The organism is Aureimonas sp. Leaf324 (assembly GCF_001423245.1).
In the GTDB taxonomy this organism is placed as follows: Bacteria; Pseudomonadota; Alphaproteobacteria; order Rhizobiales; family Rhizobiaceae; genus Aureimonas.
Genome location: NZ_LMOH01000001.1, coordinates 372364 through 390022 on the forward strand (window position 1 = coordinate 372364; position 17659 = coordinate 390022).

The 17659-nt window shown below is 66.8% G+C and carries 18 protein-coding genes; 8 read left to right on the forward strand and 10 right to left on the reverse strand.

What is annotated here, in order from left to right; genetic code table 11:
- The first annotated feature begins 60 nt into the window (after nt 1-60).
- Nucleotides 61-1560: a leucyl aminopeptidase gene (locus ASF65_RS01790; protein WP_055884242.1), complete on the forward strand. Its 1500-nt coding sequence runs from the start codon at nt 61-63 to the stop codon at nt 1558-1560.
- A 5-nt stretch (nt 1561-1565) separates the two neighbouring features.
- Nucleotides 1566-2018, forward strand: coding sequence for a DNA polymerase III subunit chi (locus ASF65_RS01795; protein WP_055884245.1), 453 nt, complete (start codon nt 1566-1568; stop codon nt 2016-2018).
- A gap of 7 nt (nt 2019-2025) precedes the next feature.
- Here the strand turns inward: ASF65_RS01795 and ASF65_RS01800 are convergent, their stop codons facing one another.
- From ASF65_RS01800 to ASF65_RS01810, 3 genes are all read right to left on the reverse strand, one after another.
- Nucleotides 2026-2820, reverse strand: a complete 795-nt coding sequence (locus ASF65_RS01800; protein ID WP_055884249.1) for an alpha/beta hydrolase — start codon at nt 2818-2820, stop codon at nt 2026-2028.
- A gap of 107 nt (nt 2821-2927) precedes the next feature.
- The gene (locus tag ASF65_RS01805; RefSeq protein WP_055884253.1) at nt 2928-4826 is read right to left on the reverse strand and encodes an ABC-F family ATP-binding cassette domain-containing protein; all 1899 of its coding nucleotides are present in this window, start codon (nt 4824-4826) and stop codon (nt 2928-2930) included.
- 52 nt (nt 4827-4878) lie between these two features.
- Complete coding sequence (locus tag ASF65_RS01810; RefSeq protein WP_055885002.1) at nt 4879-5385, reverse strand: DinB family protein; 507 nt, start codon at nt 5383-5385, stop codon at nt 4879-4881.
- Between the two features lie 31 nt (nt 5386-5416).
- Between ASF65_RS01810 and ASF65_RS01815 the strand changes: the two genes are divergently transcribed.
- The 3 genes from ASF65_RS01815 (at nt 5417) to ASF65_RS01825 (ending at nt 7591) form a co-directional block, all read left to right on the forward strand.
- A complete protein-coding gene (locus ASF65_RS01815) occupies nt 5417-6121 on the forward strand; it encodes a glutathione S-transferase family protein (protein ID WP_055884256.1) in 705 nt (234 codons plus the stop codon).
- Nucleotides 6122-6203: 82 nt separating this feature from the next.
- A complete protein-coding gene (gene ndk / locus ASF65_RS01820) occupies nt 6204-6626 on the forward strand; it encodes a nucleoside-diphosphate kinase (RefSeq protein ID WP_055884259.1) in 423 nt (140 codons plus the stop codon).
- A 230-nt stretch (nt 6627-6856) separates the two neighbouring features.
- Entirely contained in the window at nt 6857-7591 is a 735-nt protein-coding gene (locus ASF65_RS01825) for a chromosome partitioning protein ParA (RefSeq protein ID WP_156369120.1), read from the forward strand.
- 3 nt (nt 7592-7594) lie between these two features.
- On the opposite strand, the gene ASF65_RS01830 is transcribed toward ASF65_RS01825, so the two are convergent.
- From ASF65_RS01830 to uvrC, 4 genes are all read right to left on the reverse strand, one after another.
- The gene (locus ASF65_RS01830; protein WP_055884260.1) at nt 7595-8056 is read right to left on the reverse strand and encodes a molybdenum cofactor biosynthesis protein MoaE; all 462 of its coding nucleotides are present in this window, start codon (nt 8054-8056) and stop codon (nt 7595-7597) included.
- Nucleotide 8057: 1 nt separating this feature from the next.
- Nucleotides 8058-8309 carry a molybdopterin converting factor subunit 1 gene (gene moaD, locus ASF65_RS01835; RefSeq protein ID WP_055884263.1) on the reverse strand — a complete coding sequence of 84 codons (252 nt, stop codon included), beginning with the start codon at nt 8307-8309 and terminating at the stop codon, nt 8058-8060.
- 38 nt (nt 8310-8347) lie between these two features.
- Nucleotides 8348-8929, reverse strand: coding sequence for a CDP-diacylglycerol--glycerol-3-phosphate 3-phosphatidyltransferase (gene pgsA / locus ASF65_RS01840; protein ID WP_055884266.1), 582 nt, complete (start codon nt 8927-8929; stop codon nt 8348-8350).
- Between the two features lie 129 nt (nt 8930-9058).
- Entirely contained in the window at nt 9059-11116 is a 2058-nt protein-coding gene (gene uvrC / locus ASF65_RS01845; RefSeq protein WP_055884268.1) for an excinuclease ABC subunit UvrC, read from the reverse strand.
- Nucleotides 11117-11491: 375 nt separating this feature from the next.
- Here uvrC and ASF65_RS01850 point away from each other — a divergent pair, with 375 nt between their 5' ends.
- Complete coding sequence (locus tag ASF65_RS01850; RefSeq protein WP_055884270.1) at nt 11492-12145, forward strand: outer membrane protein; 654 nt, start codon at nt 11492-11494, stop codon at nt 12143-12145.
- Nucleotides 12146-12216: 71 nt separating this feature from the next.
- Here the strand turns inward: ASF65_RS01850 and ASF65_RS01855 are convergent, their stop codons facing one another.
- The 3 genes from ASF65_RS01855 to rlmJ form a co-directional block, all read right to left on the reverse strand.
- Complete coding sequence (locus tag ASF65_RS01855; protein ID WP_055884272.1) at nt 12217-12813, reverse strand: glutathione S-transferase; 597 nt, start codon at nt 12811-12813, stop codon at nt 12217-12219.
- 17 nt (nt 12814-12830) lie between these two features.
- Nucleotides 12831-13277: a hypothetical protein gene (locus ASF65_RS01860; RefSeq protein ID WP_055884275.1), complete on the reverse strand. Its 447-nt coding sequence runs from the start codon at nt 13275-13277 to the stop codon at nt 12831-12833.
- A gap of 75 nt (nt 13278-13352) precedes the next feature.
- Complete coding sequence (rlmJ, locus tag ASF65_RS01865) at nt 13353-14195, reverse strand: 23S rRNA (adenine(2030)-N(6))-methyltransferase RlmJ (RefSeq protein WP_055884277.1); 843 nt, start codon at nt 14193-14195, stop codon at nt 13353-13355.
- A gap of 124 nt (nt 14196-14319) precedes the next feature.
- Here rlmJ and ASF65_RS01870 point away from each other — a divergent pair, with 124 nt between their 5' ends.
- Nucleotides 14320-15432 (forward strand): alkene reductase, encoded by a 1113-nt coding sequence (locus ASF65_RS01870; protein ID WP_055884280.1) that lies wholly within the window; start codon nt 14320-14322, stop codon nt 15430-15432.
- 121 nt (nt 15433-15553) lie between these two features.
- Nucleotides 15554-17659 (forward strand): molybdopterin oxidoreductase family protein, encoded by a 2106-nt coding sequence (locus ASF65_RS01875; protein ID WP_055884282.1) that lies wholly within the window; start codon nt 15554-15556, stop codon nt 17657-17659.

Below are 17659 nucleotides of genomic sequence, written 5' to 3' on the forward strand. Positions count from 1 at the left end.
ACCGAATCCCTCAGCGCCGGAGCACAGGTCCCGGCGCCTCGATAGCGCATCGGAGACCGCATGTCCGTCCAGCCCACTATCGCCTTTGCGCCGCTCCAGATGCCCGGGACGGGCACGCTCGTGATTCTCGCGGGAACCGAAGGCACGCTTCCGTCGGATGTCGCGCCGGACGTGGCGGATGCCGTGCAGAAGGCGATCGGCGTCGCGAAGTTCAAGGGCAAGGAGCTTTCGAGCGTCGAGGCGATCGCGCCGGCCGGGTCCTCGCTGGAGCGCATCATCGTCGTCGGCACGGCGGGCGACAAGCCGTTCGGCGAAGAGGAGTGGCTGCGGCTGGGCGGCACGATCGCGGGCGGCACGAAGGGCGAAGGGCCGGTCACGGTGTGGGGCGACGGGGGCGCGACGACCGCGACGCCGCGCGACCTTGCGACGATCGGTCTCGGCATTCTTCTGCGCGCCTATAAGTTCGACCGCTACAAGTCGAAGAAGTCGACGCCGGGCGAGGAGGCCGAGGCCGAGACGTCCCGGACGTACACCATCGCGTCGGCGACGCCGGACGAGGCGCGCGAGGCTTTCGTCGCCGCACAAGCGCTGGCGGACGGTGTGATTCTGTCGCGCGATCTCGTCAACGAGCCCGCCAACGTCCTCACCACGACCGAATACGCCTCGCGCATCGAAGCGCTCGCTTCCGACGGGCTCGAGATCGAGGTGCTGGACGAGGCGCGGATGGCGGAGCTGAAGATGCGCGCGCTGCTCGGCGTGGCGCAGGGCTCGCCGATGCCGCCGCGTCTGTGCATCATGCGTTGGAACGGCGGCGCGGACGGTGAGGCGCCGGTCGCCTTCGTCGGCAAGGGCGTGATCTTCGATACCGGCGGCGTCTCGATCAAGCCGGCTGCCGGCATGGACGAGATGAAGGGCGATATGGGCGGCTCGGCTGCCGTCGTCGGCCTGATGCGGGCGCTCGCCGGCCGCAAGGCGAAGGTCAACGCCATCGGCGTCGTCGGGCTCGTCGAAAACGCGGTGGACGGCAACGCGCAGCGTCCCGGCGACATCGTGACGGCCATGTCAGGCACCACCATCGAGGTGCTGAACACGGACGCCGAGGGTCGCCTCGTGCTGGCGGACGCGCTCTGGTATACGCAGGAGCGCTTCAAGCCCAAGTTCATGGTGAACCTTGCGACGCTGACGGGCGCGATCATCGTCGCGCTCGGCAACCATCACGCCGGCCTCTTCTCCAACAACGACGAACTGGCCGACCGGCTTCTGGCCGCGGGTCTCGAGACCGGCGAGAAGGTCTGGCGGATGCCGCTCGGCAAGGAATACGACAAGATGATCGAGGGCAAGTTCGCCGACATCAAGAACATCGGCAACGGCCGCGCGGCGGGCGCCACGACCGCCGCCCAGTTCCTCCAGCGCTTCGTCAACGACGTGCCCTGGGCGCATCTCGATGTCGCCGGCACGGCGATGGGCTCGCCCGCGAACGAGTACAACCAGTCCTGGGCCTCCGGCTTCGGGGTTCGGCTTCTCAACAAGCTCGTGGAAGACCACTACGAGGCGCGTTGAGCCGCATGGCCGAGGTGCTGTTCTACCACCTGACCGAAAGCCGGATGGAGGACGCGCTGCCCGACCTCCTCGAGAAGTCGGTCGCACGCGGCTGGCGCGTCGTGGTGCAGGCGGTGACGCCCGAGCGCCGCGACGCCCTCGACCAGCACCTCTGGACCTACAAGGACGACAGCTTCCTTCCCCACGGCTCCGATGCCGACGGGGGAGGCGCTCTCCAGCCGATCCTCCTGACGGTCGAGCCGGAGCAGCGCGCCAACGATCCGCATGTCCGCTTCATGGTGGAAGGGGCCGTACCCGTCGACCTGACGCCGTACCAGCGCGGCGTCTACCTTTTCGATGGGGACGACCCCGACCAGCTTTCGACCGCGCGCGAGCGGTGGAAGGCTGAAAAGTCCGCCGGTCATGCCGTGACCTACTGGCAGCAGACCGAAGGCGGGCGCTGGTCGAAGAAGGCGTGATCCGAGATCAGATCGCCGTGCCGTCCACGAAGTCGAGGACGGCGGAGGCGTAGCCGTCGGGGTCCTCCAGCGGGGCGGAGTGGCCGACGGCCGGCAGGATCAGAAGCTTGGCACCCGGAATGGTCGAGGCGAGGTACTCCGTGTGCTCGCGGCTGATCGCCTCGTCGTGCTCGCCAATCGCGATCTCGGTCGGCACCGGGATCGTTTCGAGTTCGGCTTGGGAGAAGTTCGGCTCGTTGGCCCAGAGCGCTTCGATCTCGTCCTTGATGTTGTCGTAGTGCTTGAGTTCGGGCCGTTTCGGATCGTCGGGCTTGAAGCCGAGGAAGCCGTCCGGCGTCGCGTTCGCTGCCTGGACGAAGAGGCGCGACAGGCGCTCCGGGTGGCGAATGGCGATGTCGAGCCCGATGATGCCGCCGTCGCTCCAGCCGACCAGCGCGACTTGCGAGATGTGCAACTGGTCGAGAAGCGCGAGGTAGTCGTCCGCCATCAGGTCGTAGGTGATGACGTCCTCGGTGCTGGTCGAGCGACCCTGCCCGCGGCTGTCCGCTACGATGACGCTGTGGTGCTCCGAGAGTGTCGCGAGCTGCGCCCGCCAGACGCGGCTGTCCGACAGGCCACCGTGGATCATCAGGATCGGCGGCCCCTCGCCGTAGACGCGGAAGAAGAGGTTGATGCCGTTGACCTCGGCAAAGCCGGTCTGGAGCGGAATGGGTTCGTCGAAACCGCGGCTGCGCGGTTCGTCCGCCGGAAAGGCGGACAGCGTGAGAACGGCAAGGACTGCCGAAAGGATGGGACGCCGCATGACGAACCGCTCGCTGGGCCGCCTCGGTGACGTACCGGCTGCCTCACCGTCAAGCTAGCGCCGTCCTATGGCAGTCTCAAGGATTCGTGAAGGATTTTCGACAGTGCTCAGTCCGCCATAGCGGAATCGTGCTCTTCGGTGAATTCGAGCCAGTCCGCCTCGCATTTCTCCAGGGTCTTCTCGGCCGAAGACTTCTGGCGGCCGAGATCGGCCGCCTTGGCGGGATCGCGCGTGTAGAGCGCGGGATCGGCGAGCTTCTCGTCGAGGTCCTTGATCGTCGCCTGAAGTCGCGACATCTGGACCTCGAGGTTGGTGATCTTCTTCTTCAGGGGCTTCAGCGCCTCGCGCTTCTCGGCCGCCAGGCGTCGCTGGTCGACCTTCGAGACGACAAGGGCAGGGGCATCCTCGATCGCTTCGCCCTGATTGCCGCCGCCCGAGCGCGCACCTGACAGGATCAGCTTCTTGTAGTCGTCGAGATCGCCGTCGTAACGCTTGACGGTACCGTCGCCGACGATCCACAGCCGGTCCATCGTCGCTTCGACCATGTGGCGGTCGTGGCTGATGAGGATGACGGCGCCGGGGAAGTCGTTCAAGGCATGGACGAGGCTCTCGCGCGCCTCGATGTCGAGGTGGTTCGTCGGCTCGTCGAGGATCAGGAGGTTCGGCGCGTCGATCGTGGCGAGGCCCATCAGGAGGCGCGCCTTCTCGCCGCCGGACAGGCTGTCGGCAACCGTATCCATCTTCTGCGTCGGCAGGCCCATCTGCGCGACGCGCGCGCGCACCTTGGCTTCCGGTGCATCCGGCATGAACCGCCGCACGTGCTGCACGGCGGTCTCGTTCGGGCGCAGGTCGTCGATCTGGTGCTGTGCGAACATCGCGATCTTGAGGCCCGGCGCGCGCGTGACCGAACCGCGCTGGGCGGTCAGCCGCTCGGCGATCAGCTTGGCGAAGGTCGACTTGCCGTTGCCGTTGGCGCCGAGCAGCGCGATGCGGTCGTCCGCGTCGATCCGGATGTCGAGGCCGCGCAGGATCGAGCGCTCCGCGCTGTAGCCGACCGAGACGCCTTCCATGCGGATGATCGGGGAGGCGAGGATCTTCTCCGGCTTCGGGAAGGCGAACGGCGTGACATGCTCCTCGACGATGGCCTGCAGCGGCTTCATCCGCTCCAGCGCCTTCAATCGGGACTGCGCCTGCCGGGCCTTCGACGCCTTGGCGCGGAAGCGCTCGACGAAGGCCTCCATATGCTTGCGGGCGGCGTCCTGCTTGGCGATCGCCTTGCCGAGAAGCTCCAGCTTCTCGGCGCGCTGCCGCTCGAAGCTGTCGTAGTCGCCGCGATAGAAGACGAGCTTCTTCTGGTCTAGATGGATGATCGCGTTGACCGCATTGTTCAGGACATCGCGATCGTGACTGATGATGAGCACGGTGTAGGGGTAGCGCGAGACGAAGTTCTCGAGCCAGAGCGTGCCTTCGAGGTCGAGATAGTTCGTCGGCTCGTCGAGGAGCAGAAGGTCGGGCCGCGAGAACAGGACGGCCGCCAGCGCCACGCGCATTCGCCAGCCGCCGGAGAAGGACGAGACGGGACGCGCCTGCGCAAATGCGTCGAAGCCGAGGCCGTCAAGGATCGCGGCCGCCCGCGCTTCGGCCGAATGGCTCTCGATGTCGGCGAGGCGCAGGTGCACTTCCGAAATCCGCTGCGGGTCGGTGGCGGTGTCGGCCTCCTCGAGCAGCGCGACGCGCTCGAGGTCCGCCGCCAATACCACCTCCAGCAGCGATTGTTCGGTGCCCGGCGCTTCCTGCGCGACCTGCCCGATCCGCGTGTTGCGAGGGATCGAGACGCCGCCGCTTTCGGACGCGAGATCGCCGGTGATGACCCGGAAGAGCGTCGACTTGCCGGCCCCGTTCCGGCCGACAAGACCGGCCTTCGTTCCGGCCGGGATCGACAGGCTCGCGTGATCGATCAGGAGGCGCCCCGCGACGCGGGCGGACAGGTCGGTGATCTGAAGCATGGCCGGCTTTTGCCATGTTTGCCGCAGGGGCGAAAGTCCGACGGTTATGCTCTCAAGCGCGACCCGTGTCCCGGAGGAACGCGACGAGATCCATCAAGGGTCCGGGGAGGCCGAACCCGGTGATCACGGCGCTTGCCTGACCGCGATGGTGGGTCTGGTGGTTGAAGACATGCAGCAGCGTCGGACCGAGACGTGCTTCGATGAGGCCGGGATTCGTGAGCGGCGAGTAGCGGACGGTCCTCGCAAGATCGCCTTCGGACAAGGAGCCGACATAGGAGGCGAGCCGCGCGTCTTCGGCCTCGCGCGCGGCACGAAGCGCGTCGATCTCGGTATAGAGGATCGCGTCGAGCCGGTCCGGCGCCGTTCCCTCGCCGGTGAAGCGCCTCAGCCATATCCGGTCGGCGCACAGGATATGGTTGATCGTCCCGAGGAGGGAACGGAAGAAGACGCCGCGATCCTCCTCGAACTGGTCCGCCGTGAGGCCGCTCGCGCTCTCGAAAAGCCGTCGGTTGGCCCATTCGTTGTAGGCCGCGAGGGTGACGAACTGTTCCTGATACACGACAATGCCTCGAGCTTCGGGAGAATCGATCGTGACCATCTTGCTCTACGACCTCGTCGGCAGCGACCCCTCGCGCCCGTTCTCGCCACATTGCTGGAAGGCGCGCATGGCGCTCGCGCACAAGGGGCTGGCGTTCGAGGCGTTGCCGACGCGCTTCACCGAGGTTTCCGACGTCGAGGGCGGCGGGGGTGCCCGCGGACGGACGGTGCCCGTGATCCGCGACGGCGAAACGGTGGTGCAGGACAGTTTCGCCATCGCGGAATATCTCGACGACACCTATCCCGATCGCCCGGCGCTCTTTCAAGGCCAAAGCGGCCGGGCGCTCGCGCGATTCGTCGAAAGCTGGACGCAACGCACCCTCCACCCGGCCATCGTCCGGGCGACGATCCTCGATATCCATGCGGCGCAGGACGACGAGAACAAGGCGTTCTTTCGCGCCAAGCGCGAGAAGGCCTTCGGCAAGCCGCTCGAGGAGGTGCAGGACGGACGGACGGAAGAGAAGCGGCTTGCGGCGTCGAAGTCTCTGGAGCCGCTGCGCGCCACGCTGCGCAACCAGCCGTTCCTGGCGGGCGAGCGTCCGATGTTCGCGGATTACATCGTGTTCGGCGGGTTCCAGTGGCTGCGGGTGCTCTCCACCTTTCGGCTGCTCGACGACGGCGATCCGATCGCCGACTGGTTCGAGCGTTGCCTCGACCTGCATGGCGGGCTTGGTCGGCAGGTTCCTTCGGCAGCTTGAGCGCGTCTTCGCCTTGCCGCCGGGCAGGGGCACGGCTATAGACCGCGCCATCTTCAGCCCTTTGACTTTGGGATAACGGCCAATGGCGATCGAACGCACCTTCTCCATGATCAAGCCCGATGCGACGCGTCGTAACCTCACCGGCGCGATCACCAAGATGCTGGAAGAGGGTGGCCTGCGCGTCGTCGCTTCCAAGCGCGTCTGGATGAGCCGTCGCGAGGCCGAGGGCTTCTACGCGGTCCACAAGGAGCGCCCGTTCTTCGGTGAGCTCGTCGAGTCGATGTCGGCCGGCCCGACGATCGTTCAGGTGCTCGAGGGCGAGAACGCCATCTCGCGCAACCGCGAGCTCATGGGCGCGACCAACCCGGCGCAGGCCGCCGAGGGCACGATCCGCAAGGCGCACGCCCTCTCGATCGGCGAAAACTCGGTGCACGGTTCGGACGCTCCCGAGACCGCCAAGGAAGAGATCGCCTACTGGTTCTCCGAGACCGAAATCGTCGGCTGAACTGAAGCATAGAAGACGTGACACGGGGCGGCGGATCGTAAGGTCCGCCGCCCTTTTTGTTGCCGGCTCGCATCACTGCGGTAAGAGCAAGTCCCTCAGCGAACGGAACGACTTGCGACCGAATGTGACGTGTCGATGAATGGGAGTTCGCAGGCGCCGATGGACGGTGCGATTTAGGACGCCGGGCATGGCCGGCATCGGCCGCAGCGCCACAGTGGGAGAGACGGCGCATGGCGGTCATCGCCATCGGAAGCGTTCGCAGCGGCGGAACCTCGACACTTGCCCTGACGCTCGCCGGCGCGATCGCCGACGCTGGCGGATCGGTCCTTCTGATCGACGCTGCGCGAAACCCGGACCTCGTCCGCTGGTCCCGCCGCCCGGGGTGCCCCGACCTCATCTCCGTGGCTCGGCCGACCAACGATGAAGGGTTGCGGGAGCTGACGCATCTCGGTCGACGCGAGGGGCGTACCGTCGTCATCGACGCGGGGTTCAAGCGAGACCGCCTTCGAGCCGCCTTCGAAATCGCGCGGATGTCGCTGATCCCGGTTCGATTCTCTCCGCTGTCCGTCGCGGCGGCGGTCGAGACGGATCGCCTGATCGACGGCATCAACCGTCGCCGCTCCGGCGGGAGGGCCTTCGTCGCGACGGCCATCACCCGAATCTCGAGCCGCATCGCGCGCACGGTCGAAAAGGAACTTTGCGAAAGCCGCACGGTCCGGCTGCCCGCCGGGCTTTCGCTGCGTGCCGCCTTTGAAGCGCCGTTTCTTCTCGGCGGCACGGTGCACAGCTTGAGCGACGGAGACGCGCCGGGGCTCGATCGCGCCCGCGCGGAGGCCGAGAGCTTTCTCTTCGAACTCGATCTTTACGGTCTGCGGCGCCCGGCCTGTCCGCTCGCGGCGCCATCGCTCGTGGCGAACATGGACGAGACGCCCGGCGATCGGGCTGGGATACTTGCTCCGGCCTGACCGCTACAGGCGGTGCCAGCGATCGGCAGCGGCGTCGTCGGTGTCCTTCGCCTCGACCCAGCCTCCGGCGGTGCCGTCGACGAGATGCTCGCGCTTCCAGAACGGAGCCTTCGACTTCATGTAGTCCATGAGGAACGAGGCCGCCTCGAAGGCGGCGTGGCGATGCTCCGAAGCGCAGGCGACGAAGACGATCTCCTCGCCGGGTGCGATCATCCCGTAACGATGCACGCACCTGACGCCGAGCAGGGACCAGCGGCGGGCCGCCTCGTCGGCCATCTCGCGGATCGCCCGTTCCGCCATGCCGGGATAGTGCTCAATCTCGAGCGCCGACAATCGCCCGCCCTCGTCGCGGCAGTAGCCAGTGAAGGTCACGACCGCACCGGCACGGCCGCCGGGGGCGGCGCGGCTTGCTTCGGCACCAAGATCGATCCGGTCGGACGTGACGGCGATGCTGACGTCGCTCACGTCAACCGCCCGTCATCGGTGGGAAGATCGCGATTTCCTTGCAGTTGCCGATGGGCTGGGAGTGGGGCACGTGCTCCTGGTCGATCGCCACGCGCACCATCTGCGGTGCCTGCAGCGCGGCGTCGTAGTTGTCGCCGCGACCCTTCAGCCAATGCAGGAGATCCTGCACGGTGACGACACCGGCAGGCAGAACCACCTCTTCCTCACCGACACCGATCCGCTCGCGGACCCAGGCGAAATAGACGAGCTTCATGACGGGCCTCCCGATCTGCCGGCGGCTCCTCGCCGCCGTTACACGTCGATATGGCGCAAACCGGCGCGGAAGTAATCGTACCCCGTATAAAGCGTGATGATCGCCGCGATCCAGAGGAGCACGATCCCGGCCTGCGTTACGTGGGCGACGATCTGGTCGCCGGCAGGACCCGCCAGCAGGAACGAGATCGCCACCATCTGGGTCGCCGTCTTCCACTTGGCGAGCCGCGTGACGGGAACCGAGACCTTGAGTTCGGCGAGATACTCGCGAAGGCCCGAAACCAGGATCTCGCGACAGAGGATCACGATCGCTGCCCAGATCGTCCAGCCGGCGATCGTGCCGTCAGCGGCCAGAAGGAGGAGGGCGGCGGCGACCAGAAGCTTGTCGGCGATCGGATCAAGCATCCGCCCGATCGTGGACGTCTGCTGCCACGCACGCGCGAGATAGCCGTCGAGCCAGTCCGTCACGCTGGCGGCGACGAACAGCCCGAGCGCCGACCAGCGCGCGGCGTCCGAGCCGTGTAGGCGGCCTTCTACGAAGAAGCACAGCACCACGAGTGGAACGGCGGCGATCCGGGCGTAGGTCAGGATGTTGGGAAGACTGTACGCCTGGGATGCCATGGGTTCGGTCCGTTTGGAGGGACGAGTCGGCCGAGGGTTACGCGCGTTCGATGAAGGCTGTTCAAACGCGGCATGGTGCCCCCCGTCAACATCGGGACAGGAAAAAGGACCGGTGAGGGCCCGTCTGCGCTACTGACGCTCGTGAAAATGATCGTAGATCGTCCGCGCCATCGCGGCCGAAATGCCCTCGACCTTCAGAAGATCATCGAAGGCCGCGCGCGACACCGCCTTGGCCGTGCCGAAATGGTGGAGGAGCGCCCGCTTGCGCGAAGGACCGATCCCGCCGATCTCGTCGAGCGGGTTCTTGGTCAGCTCCTTCTTCCGCTTGGCGCGATGCGTGCCGATGGCGAACCGGTGCGCCTCGTCGCGTAAGCGCTGCAGGAAGTAGAGAACCGGATCGCGCGGGGGCAGCGAGAAGGGCTCGCGGCCCTGAACGATGAAGCGCTCGCGGCCGGCATCGCGGTCGACGCCCTTGGCGACGCCGATCGTCGTCACCTTGTCGGCGATGCCGAGGTCCGACAGGATCGTCCGCACGGCCGAGATCTGCCCCTTGCCGCCGTCGATCAGCACGAGATCCGGCCAGGCCGGCATGTCGGCCGTGTCGACCGGCTCGTCGGGCTCCGCGACCGGGGCAGGCTGTGGACCCGCATCGCCGTGCTCCTTCAGGAGGCGCGAGAAGCGACGCGTCATCACCTCGCGCATCATGCCGAAGTCGTCGCCCGGGGTGATGTCGGCGCCACGGATGTTGAACTTGCGGTACTGATTCTTCGCGAACCCCTGCGGCCCGGCGACGATCATCGCCCCCACGGCATTGGTGCCCATGATGTGGGAGTTGTCGAAGACCTCGATGCGGCGGGGGATCTCGGCGAGCCCGAACGTTTCCTTCAGCCCCGCCAGAAGACGTGCCTGCGACGAGGTTTCGGCCAGCCGCCGGCCGAGAGCTTCGCGCGCGTTGCTGGTCGCATGGTCGACGAGGTCCTTCTTCTCGCCGCGCTTCGGCACCGCGATCTCGACGCGTCGTTCCGCCTTGGCACCAAGCGCGCCGGCGAGAAGCTCGCGGTCCTCCACATCGACCGGCAGCAGGATGAGCGAGGCGGGCGGCTTGTCGTCGTAGAACTGGGCCAGAAAGGCGCCGAGCACCTCGCCGGGTTCGAGCGACGGGTCGGCCTTCGGGAAGTAGGCGCGGTTGCCCCAGTTCTGGCCGGTGCGGAAGAAGAAGACCTGGATGCAGGTCAGCCCGCCTTCCTGATGGATGGCGAAGACGTCGGCCTCCTCGACGCCTTGGGGGTTGATGCCCTGGTGCGATTGGATGTGCGACAGCGCCGACAGGCGGTCGCGATAGACCGCCGCACGTTCGAAATCGAGGTCGTTCGACGCCTCCTGCATCGCCTTGGCGATCGACTGCTTCACCTGACCCGAGCGCCCGGACAAAAAGCCCTTCGCCTCTTCGACGAGTTCGCGGTAGCCGTCCTGCGAGATCTCGCCGGTGCAGGGACCGGAGCAGCGCTTGATCTGGTAGAGGAGGCACGGGCGAGTTCGCGTCTCGAAGACGCTGTCGGTGCAGGTGCGCAGCAGGAAGGCGCGCTGGAGCGAGGCGACCGTGCGGCCCACCGCGCCGCCGGAGGCGAAGGGGCCGAAGAAGCTGCCCTTTCGCGATCGTGCGCCGCGATGCTTGAAGATCGCCGGCGCCTTGTGATCGTCGGTGACGAGAATGTAGGGAAACGATTTGTCGTCCCGCATCAGGACGTTGAAGCGGGGCCGCAGGCGCTTGATGAGGTTGGCTTCGAGGAGGAGCGCTTCCGTCTCCGTTCGCGTCGTGACGAACTCCATGTGCCGCGTCGCGCGGATCATGCGCATGATGCGATTGTTGTGGCCGGCGAGGCGCGTGTAGCTCGCCACCCGCTTCTTCAGCGATTTAGCCTTGCCGACGTAGAGAACCTCGTTCGCCTCGTCGAACATCCGGTAGACGCCGGGGCTGTTCGGCAGCCGCTTCTGGAACTCCGAAATGAGTTCGGCGCCGGTCAGCGTCTGGTCGACGTCGCGCCCGCCGTCCGCCCATTCGATCGACGCGACCAGCGAGGCGGCAGTGTTCGTGTCGACGCCGGTTCCGGCCTCGCTCGCATCGTCCGCGAAATCCTCGTCGGTGTCGAAGTCGTCGTCGATCTCGGGTGTCAGTTCGTCAGCCATGTCGTCTTCGCCGGGAAAGCGGGGTTGGATGCCTCGGCCCTGCCGGACGGACCGACGGCGCCTGCGCCGGAACGGAGCTGCCCGGCGGGCCGCGTCCTGCGCTTTGCTTCCCCATATATGATTCACCATGCTCGCGCTTTGCAGGGGTATTCCGGCACGAGAAAGGCGGGATCCCCGATAGAGCGCCCTTAGAAAAAGGCGAGTGTCACCGCCGTGCAATTGGCGACGGGCTCCGATGACGATTACATGATGAGCAACGAAAGCTGGCCTGCTCGCGACGCATCGGTTGGCTGGCTTCGGAACGCCGGACCATCGAAGGCGTTGAGGTCGCAAGAGTTTTTTGAAGGGCAGCATCGCCTTTCGCGGAGTCGGACCATGAAGGTGTTTCGCACCTTGGCCTTGAGTGGATTGTTGTTGACGCCGATGGCGAATGCCATCGCCGCGGATGCCGTCGTGGCCGAGCCCGCGCCGCTGATCGCGCCCGAGGCATCGGTCTACACGTGGTCCGGTCCCTATGCCGGCGGCTTCGTCGGCTACAACTTCGCCAAGATGGACCAGACGGGCGGCGCCAAGTTCGACGGCGAGGGCGTGGTCGGCGGCGTCTATGCCGGCTACTCGCTGCAGTCCGGCAGCCTCGTCTACGGTGCTGAAGCGGATGTCGGCGCGTCGGACCTGACGGCCGGCGGCTTCAACGTCGCGACGGGCGTCCCGATCTCCGCCGATTCGACGGCCTTCGGCTCGCTCCGCGCCACGATCGGCGTCGCCTACGACCCGATCATGCTGTTTGCGACCGGCGGCGTCGCGGTCGCCAACAAGGAGTTGTCGCTCGGTAATGTGTCCGACGACCAGACCCATGTCGGCTACACGGTGGGTGCCGGCGTGCAGGCGAAGGTGACCGATAACGTCACGTCCCGCGTCGAGTACCGGTATTCCGACTTCGAGGCGAAGGACTACGATCTGGGCAACGTCACGGTCTCGTCCGGCTTCGACGAGCACTCGATCCGCGCCGGCCTCGCCCTCAAGTTCTGAGATCGAAATTTGGGTCAAGCAAAAGGGCGGTCGTGCCGAGCACGCCGCCCTCGTTTCGTTGTGGCCCCCGTTTAGGCGACGGGCTTGAGCGCCGCGAGATCCGGATGGGTTTCGAAGAAGCGGTCGAGCCACGCGGCCAGGGCAGGGTGGCGGCCGTTCAGCTCTTCGGGAAAGCGCAGCTGAACCCAGGCGAGGTCCGATGCGACAGCGAGATGCGCCAGCGTCGGCTTTTCGGGCAGCTTCTCGACCTCCAGCTCCAGCGCATCCAGAGCGCGATGGGCCCGGCGCCACTGCTTATCCATCCACGGCTCGTACCACATGGGCTCGGGCCGATAGCGCTTCTCGTAGAGCGCGGCCATCGCGGCCTCGGTCATGCCGTCGGCCAGAGCCTCGACCCGCTTCGTCGCGGCCCAGGCGTCGGGCGCCTGTGGAATGATCGGGTTTCCGGCGAGACGGTCCAGATATTCGCAGATCACCCGGCTGTCGTAGAGCGTCGACCCGTCGTCGAGGATCAGGGCCGGGATCTTGCCGATCGGGTTGGAGTGCGTGAGCTCAGGGCCCTCGTCGGCCGTGTTCGTCGGAACGAGCTCGAAGTCGAGGTCGCAGAGATGCGCGGCCATGCGCACCTTGGAGGAATAGGGCGAGGGCTTCGAGTAGAGGAGGCGCATGGCGAAGCTCGAACCTTTCAGAAGCGACGCAGCGATTCGCAGTTGGCGCCGTAGATCTTCCAGGGGTCGAGGCCGAGCACGCAGCCCTCGGCGCGCCAGCTGAGGCCCGCATAGCCCATCGGATACTCGATGACGTAGTAGACCGCGCGGTGCTCGCCGCTCGAAATCAGCGCAGTTCCCTGGCAGTAGCGCCGCTCGATTTCCTTGTGCCCGCCCCTCGGCTGGTAGTCCTTCTCGAAGAGGCCGCTGAATTCGACCACCGCGAGCGAGGCCGGGATCGTATTCGGTGCGCCGTATTCGAACTGGTCCTCCACCTGCGCCATGACGCGGGCGTCGTCGCAGGCCGGCACCTTGGCGGTGGTGACGATCACGGCCGGGGCGGTCTCGACATAGTCCGCGGCGGCGGCCGGGCCGGCGATGGAGGCCGCGACCAGGGCGGAGACGGCGGCGAAGCAGGAGCGCATGCGTCGGATCCTTGCGATGGCTAGGAATGCTTCGGCAGGCGAAGCATCGTCAGATGCGTTTATATTGCACCCGGATCATTCGGCGACCAGCGCAATGATGCCACAATTGCCGCGGTCCGCGACGCCGAGGACGGGAACGAGGGCCTGCAGGATTGTCTGGGCTTCGGTGGCGAACGTGAATGGCGGGTTCACGACTGCAAAGCCGGTGCCGACAAGCCGCTGGTCCGCGCTGAACGGCTCGCGGAAGAAGTCTGCCGCGATGACGTTGCGCATCCCGCTCTCGCGCAGCGCCGCATGGAAGGCCTCGTACTCCGCCCGCCGCTTGATCGGATACCAGATCGCGTAGGTTCCGCCGGGCCACCGCTGCCAGGCCTCGCCGACGCGGGCGACGATCCGCTCGAACTCGCCGACCTCCTCGAACGGGGGGTCGATCAGCACCAGCCCGCGCTTTTCCTTCGGCGGAAGATGGGCGCCGAGCGCCAGCCAGCCGTCGAGCTCGATCGTCTTGACCTGAACGTCGCCGGCGAAGGTCTCGGCGAGGGCCTTCGCGTCGACCGGGTGGAGTTCGTAGGCGGAGAGGCGGTCCTGCCGGCGCAGAAGGTGCCGGGCGATCCAAGGGCTGCCGGGATAGCTCTGCGGTCCGAGTTCCGCGCCCGCCGCTTCGACGGCTTCGCGGTAGGGCGCAAGCAGCGCGTGGTCCCAGACGTCCGACCGCCGCACGGCCTCGATACCGGCCTCGGCCTCGCCGGTTCTCAGCGCCTCGTCGGCGTCGAGGTCGTATCGGCCGCGTCCGGCATGCGTATCCATCACGCGGAAGGGTTTGTCCTTGCGCTTCAGGTACTCGATCAGCCGGCAGACGAGGGCGTGCTTCACCACATCGGCGAAGTTTCCGGCGTGAAAGGCATGCCGATAGTTCAATGTCCGACGCTCCGTGAACGCAGCATTCGCAATGAGGGGGATGCTGCAGCGCGAACCCGCGCCCATATGGGGCGTTGGTAGCGCGAAACGCGGCGCGCCGCGAACCCAGAATCAGGACAGACCCATGGCCGACAAGAAGTTCTTCCAGCCGTTCGACCTCGGACCGCTTCACCTCGCGAACCGGGCCGTCATGGCGCCGCTGACCCGCAGCCGCGCCACGAGCGACGGCGTGCCCAAGGACATGCATGTCGAATACTACCGCCAGCGCGCCGGCGCCGGCCTCATCATCTCGGAAGCCACCAACATCTCCGAGGAAGGGCGCGGCTACGCCTGGACGCCCGGCATCTTCAACGACCAGCAGGTCACGGCCTGGAAGAAGGTGACCGATGCGGTCCATGCCGAGGGCGGCAAGATCGTGCTGCAGCTCTGGCATGTCGGCCGGATCTCGCATCCGGACCTCCAGCCTGGCAACCGGCCCCCGGTCGCCCCCTCGGCCGTGAAGCCGAGCGGCAAGGCCTTCACCGAGGAGGGCTTCAAGGACCACGAGACGCCGCGTGCCCTTGCGGAGAGCGAGCTTCCGCGGGTGATCGAGGATTACGTGAAGGCGACGCGCAACGCGCGCGCGGCCGGCTTCGACGGCGTCGAGGTCCATTCGGCGAACGGCTATCTCCTCGACCAGTTCCTGCGCGACGGCACCAACACGCGCACCGACCGCTACGGCGGCTCGATCGAGAACCGCATGCGCTTCCCGCTTGAGGTGCTCGACGCGGTGATCGCGGCCTGGGACCATGACCACGTCGGCGTCCGCATCTCGCCGGTGACGGTGATGGGCGGTTCGAGCGAGAGCGACCAGCAGGGCTTGTTCAACGCCTATGTCGAGGAGCTGAACAAGCGCAAGCCGCTCTATCTCCACGTGATCGAGGGCCAGACCGGCGGCGACCGGAACAAGGACAACTTCGACTACGCGGCGCTTCGCCAGCGTTTCGACGGCGTCTACATGGGCAACAACAACTACGAGCCGCAGTTCGCGATCGAGCAGATCGAAAAGGGCGAGATCGATCTGGCCTGCTTCGGCAAGCTCTTCATCTCGAACCCCGATCTCGTGACCCGCATCGAGGTCGGCGCGCCGCTCAACGAGTGGGACAACGACACGTTCTACGGCGGCGACGAGCACGGCTACACCGACTATCCCGCCCTCTCGCCGGAAGAGCGGGCGCGCTACGCGCAGGCCGCCTGATTTGCTGCTTTGAGAGGCCGGGCGAAATGCCCGGCCTTTTCAGTTTCGATCAGCGTTCCGCATCGATCGCATTGCGAAAAAGAATGGGCGAGGGCGCGTCGGCTCGATTATGGTCGCCCCTATGAACCAGCACGTCCAGACCCGCAAGGGCTATACCGCCTGTCCGCACGACTGCCCGTCGACCTGCGCTCTCGAGGTCGAGATCATCGACGAGCGCACGATCGGCCGCGTGCGCGGCGCCGAGGACAACAGCTACACCGCGGGCGTGATCTGCGCCAAGGTCGCGCGATATGCCGAGCGCGTGCACCATCCCGATCGCCTGCTGAAGCCGCTGCAGCGCGTGGGTGCCAAGGGGGCGGGCGGCTGGCGCGAGATCGGCTGGGATGACGCGCTCGATCTCGTGGCCGAAAAGTTCCTGCAGGCGGAAGCGCGATACGGGTCCGAGGCGGTCTGGCCGTACTACTATGCCGGCACGATGGGGCTGGTGCAGCGCGACGGCATCAACCGTCTGCGTCACGCCAAGCGCTACTCCGGCGAGTTCGACACGATCTGCACCAACACGGCCTGGACCGGCTTCGTTGCCGGGACCGGCAAGCTCGCAGGCGTCGATCCGCGCGAGATGGCAAAGTCCGACTGCGTCGTGATCTGGGGCACCAATGCGGTCGCGACGCAGGTCAACGTCATGACCCATGCGGTGCGCGCGCGGAAAGAGCGCGGCGCGCCGATCGTCGTGATCGACATCTACGACAACCCGACGATGAAGCAGGCGGACATCGCCCTGAAGCTTCGGCCCGGCACGGACGGCGCGCTCGCCTGCGCGCTCATGCACATCGCCTTCCGAGACGGGACGGCGGATCGCGCCTATCTCGATCGCTACGGTGACGATCCCACGGGGCTCGAGGCGCATCTCGCCAGCCGCACGCCGGAATGGGCGAGCGGGATCACGGGGCTGACGGTCGCCGAGATCGAACGCTTTGCGGCCCTCATCGGGCGCACGCCCCGCACGTTCTTCCGGCTCGGCTACGGCTTCTCGCGCCAGCGCAACGGGGCCGTTGCCATGCACGCCGCGCTGTCGGTGCCCACCGTCTACGGCCACTGGCAGCACGAGGGCGGCGGCGCCTTCCACAACAACGGTGCCCTCTGGCGCTTCGACAAGGCGCTGATCGAGGGGCTCGGCGATCTCGACCATTCGATTCGCCATCTCGACCAGTCGCGGATCGGCGCGGTCCTGACCGGCGATGCCGGGGCGCTCGCGGGCGGCCCGCCGGTGACGGCGATGCTCGTGCAGAACACCAACCCCGCCAATGTCGCGCCCGAGCAGCGAGACGTCGTGCGCGGCTTGATGCGGGATGACCTCTTCGTCGCCGTCCATGAGCAGTTCATGACGGACACGGCGAAGCTCGCCGACCTCGTGCTGCCTGCCGCGACCTCGATGGAATACGACGACATCTATCGGGGCGGCGGGCAGAGCCACATTCTGTTCGGCCCAAAGCTCATCGAGCATCCCGACACGGTGCGGACCAATCACTTCGTCATCGAGGAACTGGCCAAACGGCTCGGCGTCGCCGACCGACCGGGCTTCGGGATGACCGAACGCGAGTTGATCGACGATCTCCTGGTCCGCAGCGGCTACGAGGGCCTCGCGTCGCTGGAGCGCGATCGCTGGCTGGACGTGCAGCCGGACTTTGCCGAGGCGCATTACCTCGACGGGTTCGCAGCGCCCGGCGGCAAGTTCCGCTTCCGTGTGGACTGGGCTGGCCTCGTCGCCCCGAACCGGCCGCCGCCGTCGATGGGCCTGCTCGGCCCCGTCGAACGGCTTCCGAGCTTTCCCGACCATGCCGACCTGATCGAGGATACGGACGCTGAGCATCCCTACCGGCTGGCGACCCCGCCCGCACGGCAGTTCCTCAACTCATCTTTTGCCGAGACGGAAGGATCCCGCAAGCGCGAGGGGCGGCCGGAATTGCGGATGCACCCGGACGATGCCGCACGTGAAGGCGTGACGGACGGTCAGCGGGTCGAGATCGGCAACGCCCGAGGCGAGATCGTGCTGCCGGTCAAGATCGACGCGGGCACCAAACCCGGCGTCCTGATCCACGAAGGCCTTTGGCCGAACGGCGCGTTCGAACGCGGCGAGGGGATCAACGTCCTGACCGGAGCCGACCCGGCGGCGCCCTTCGGCGGCGCGGCCTTCCACGACAACAAGGTCTGGATACGCCCCGTCTGA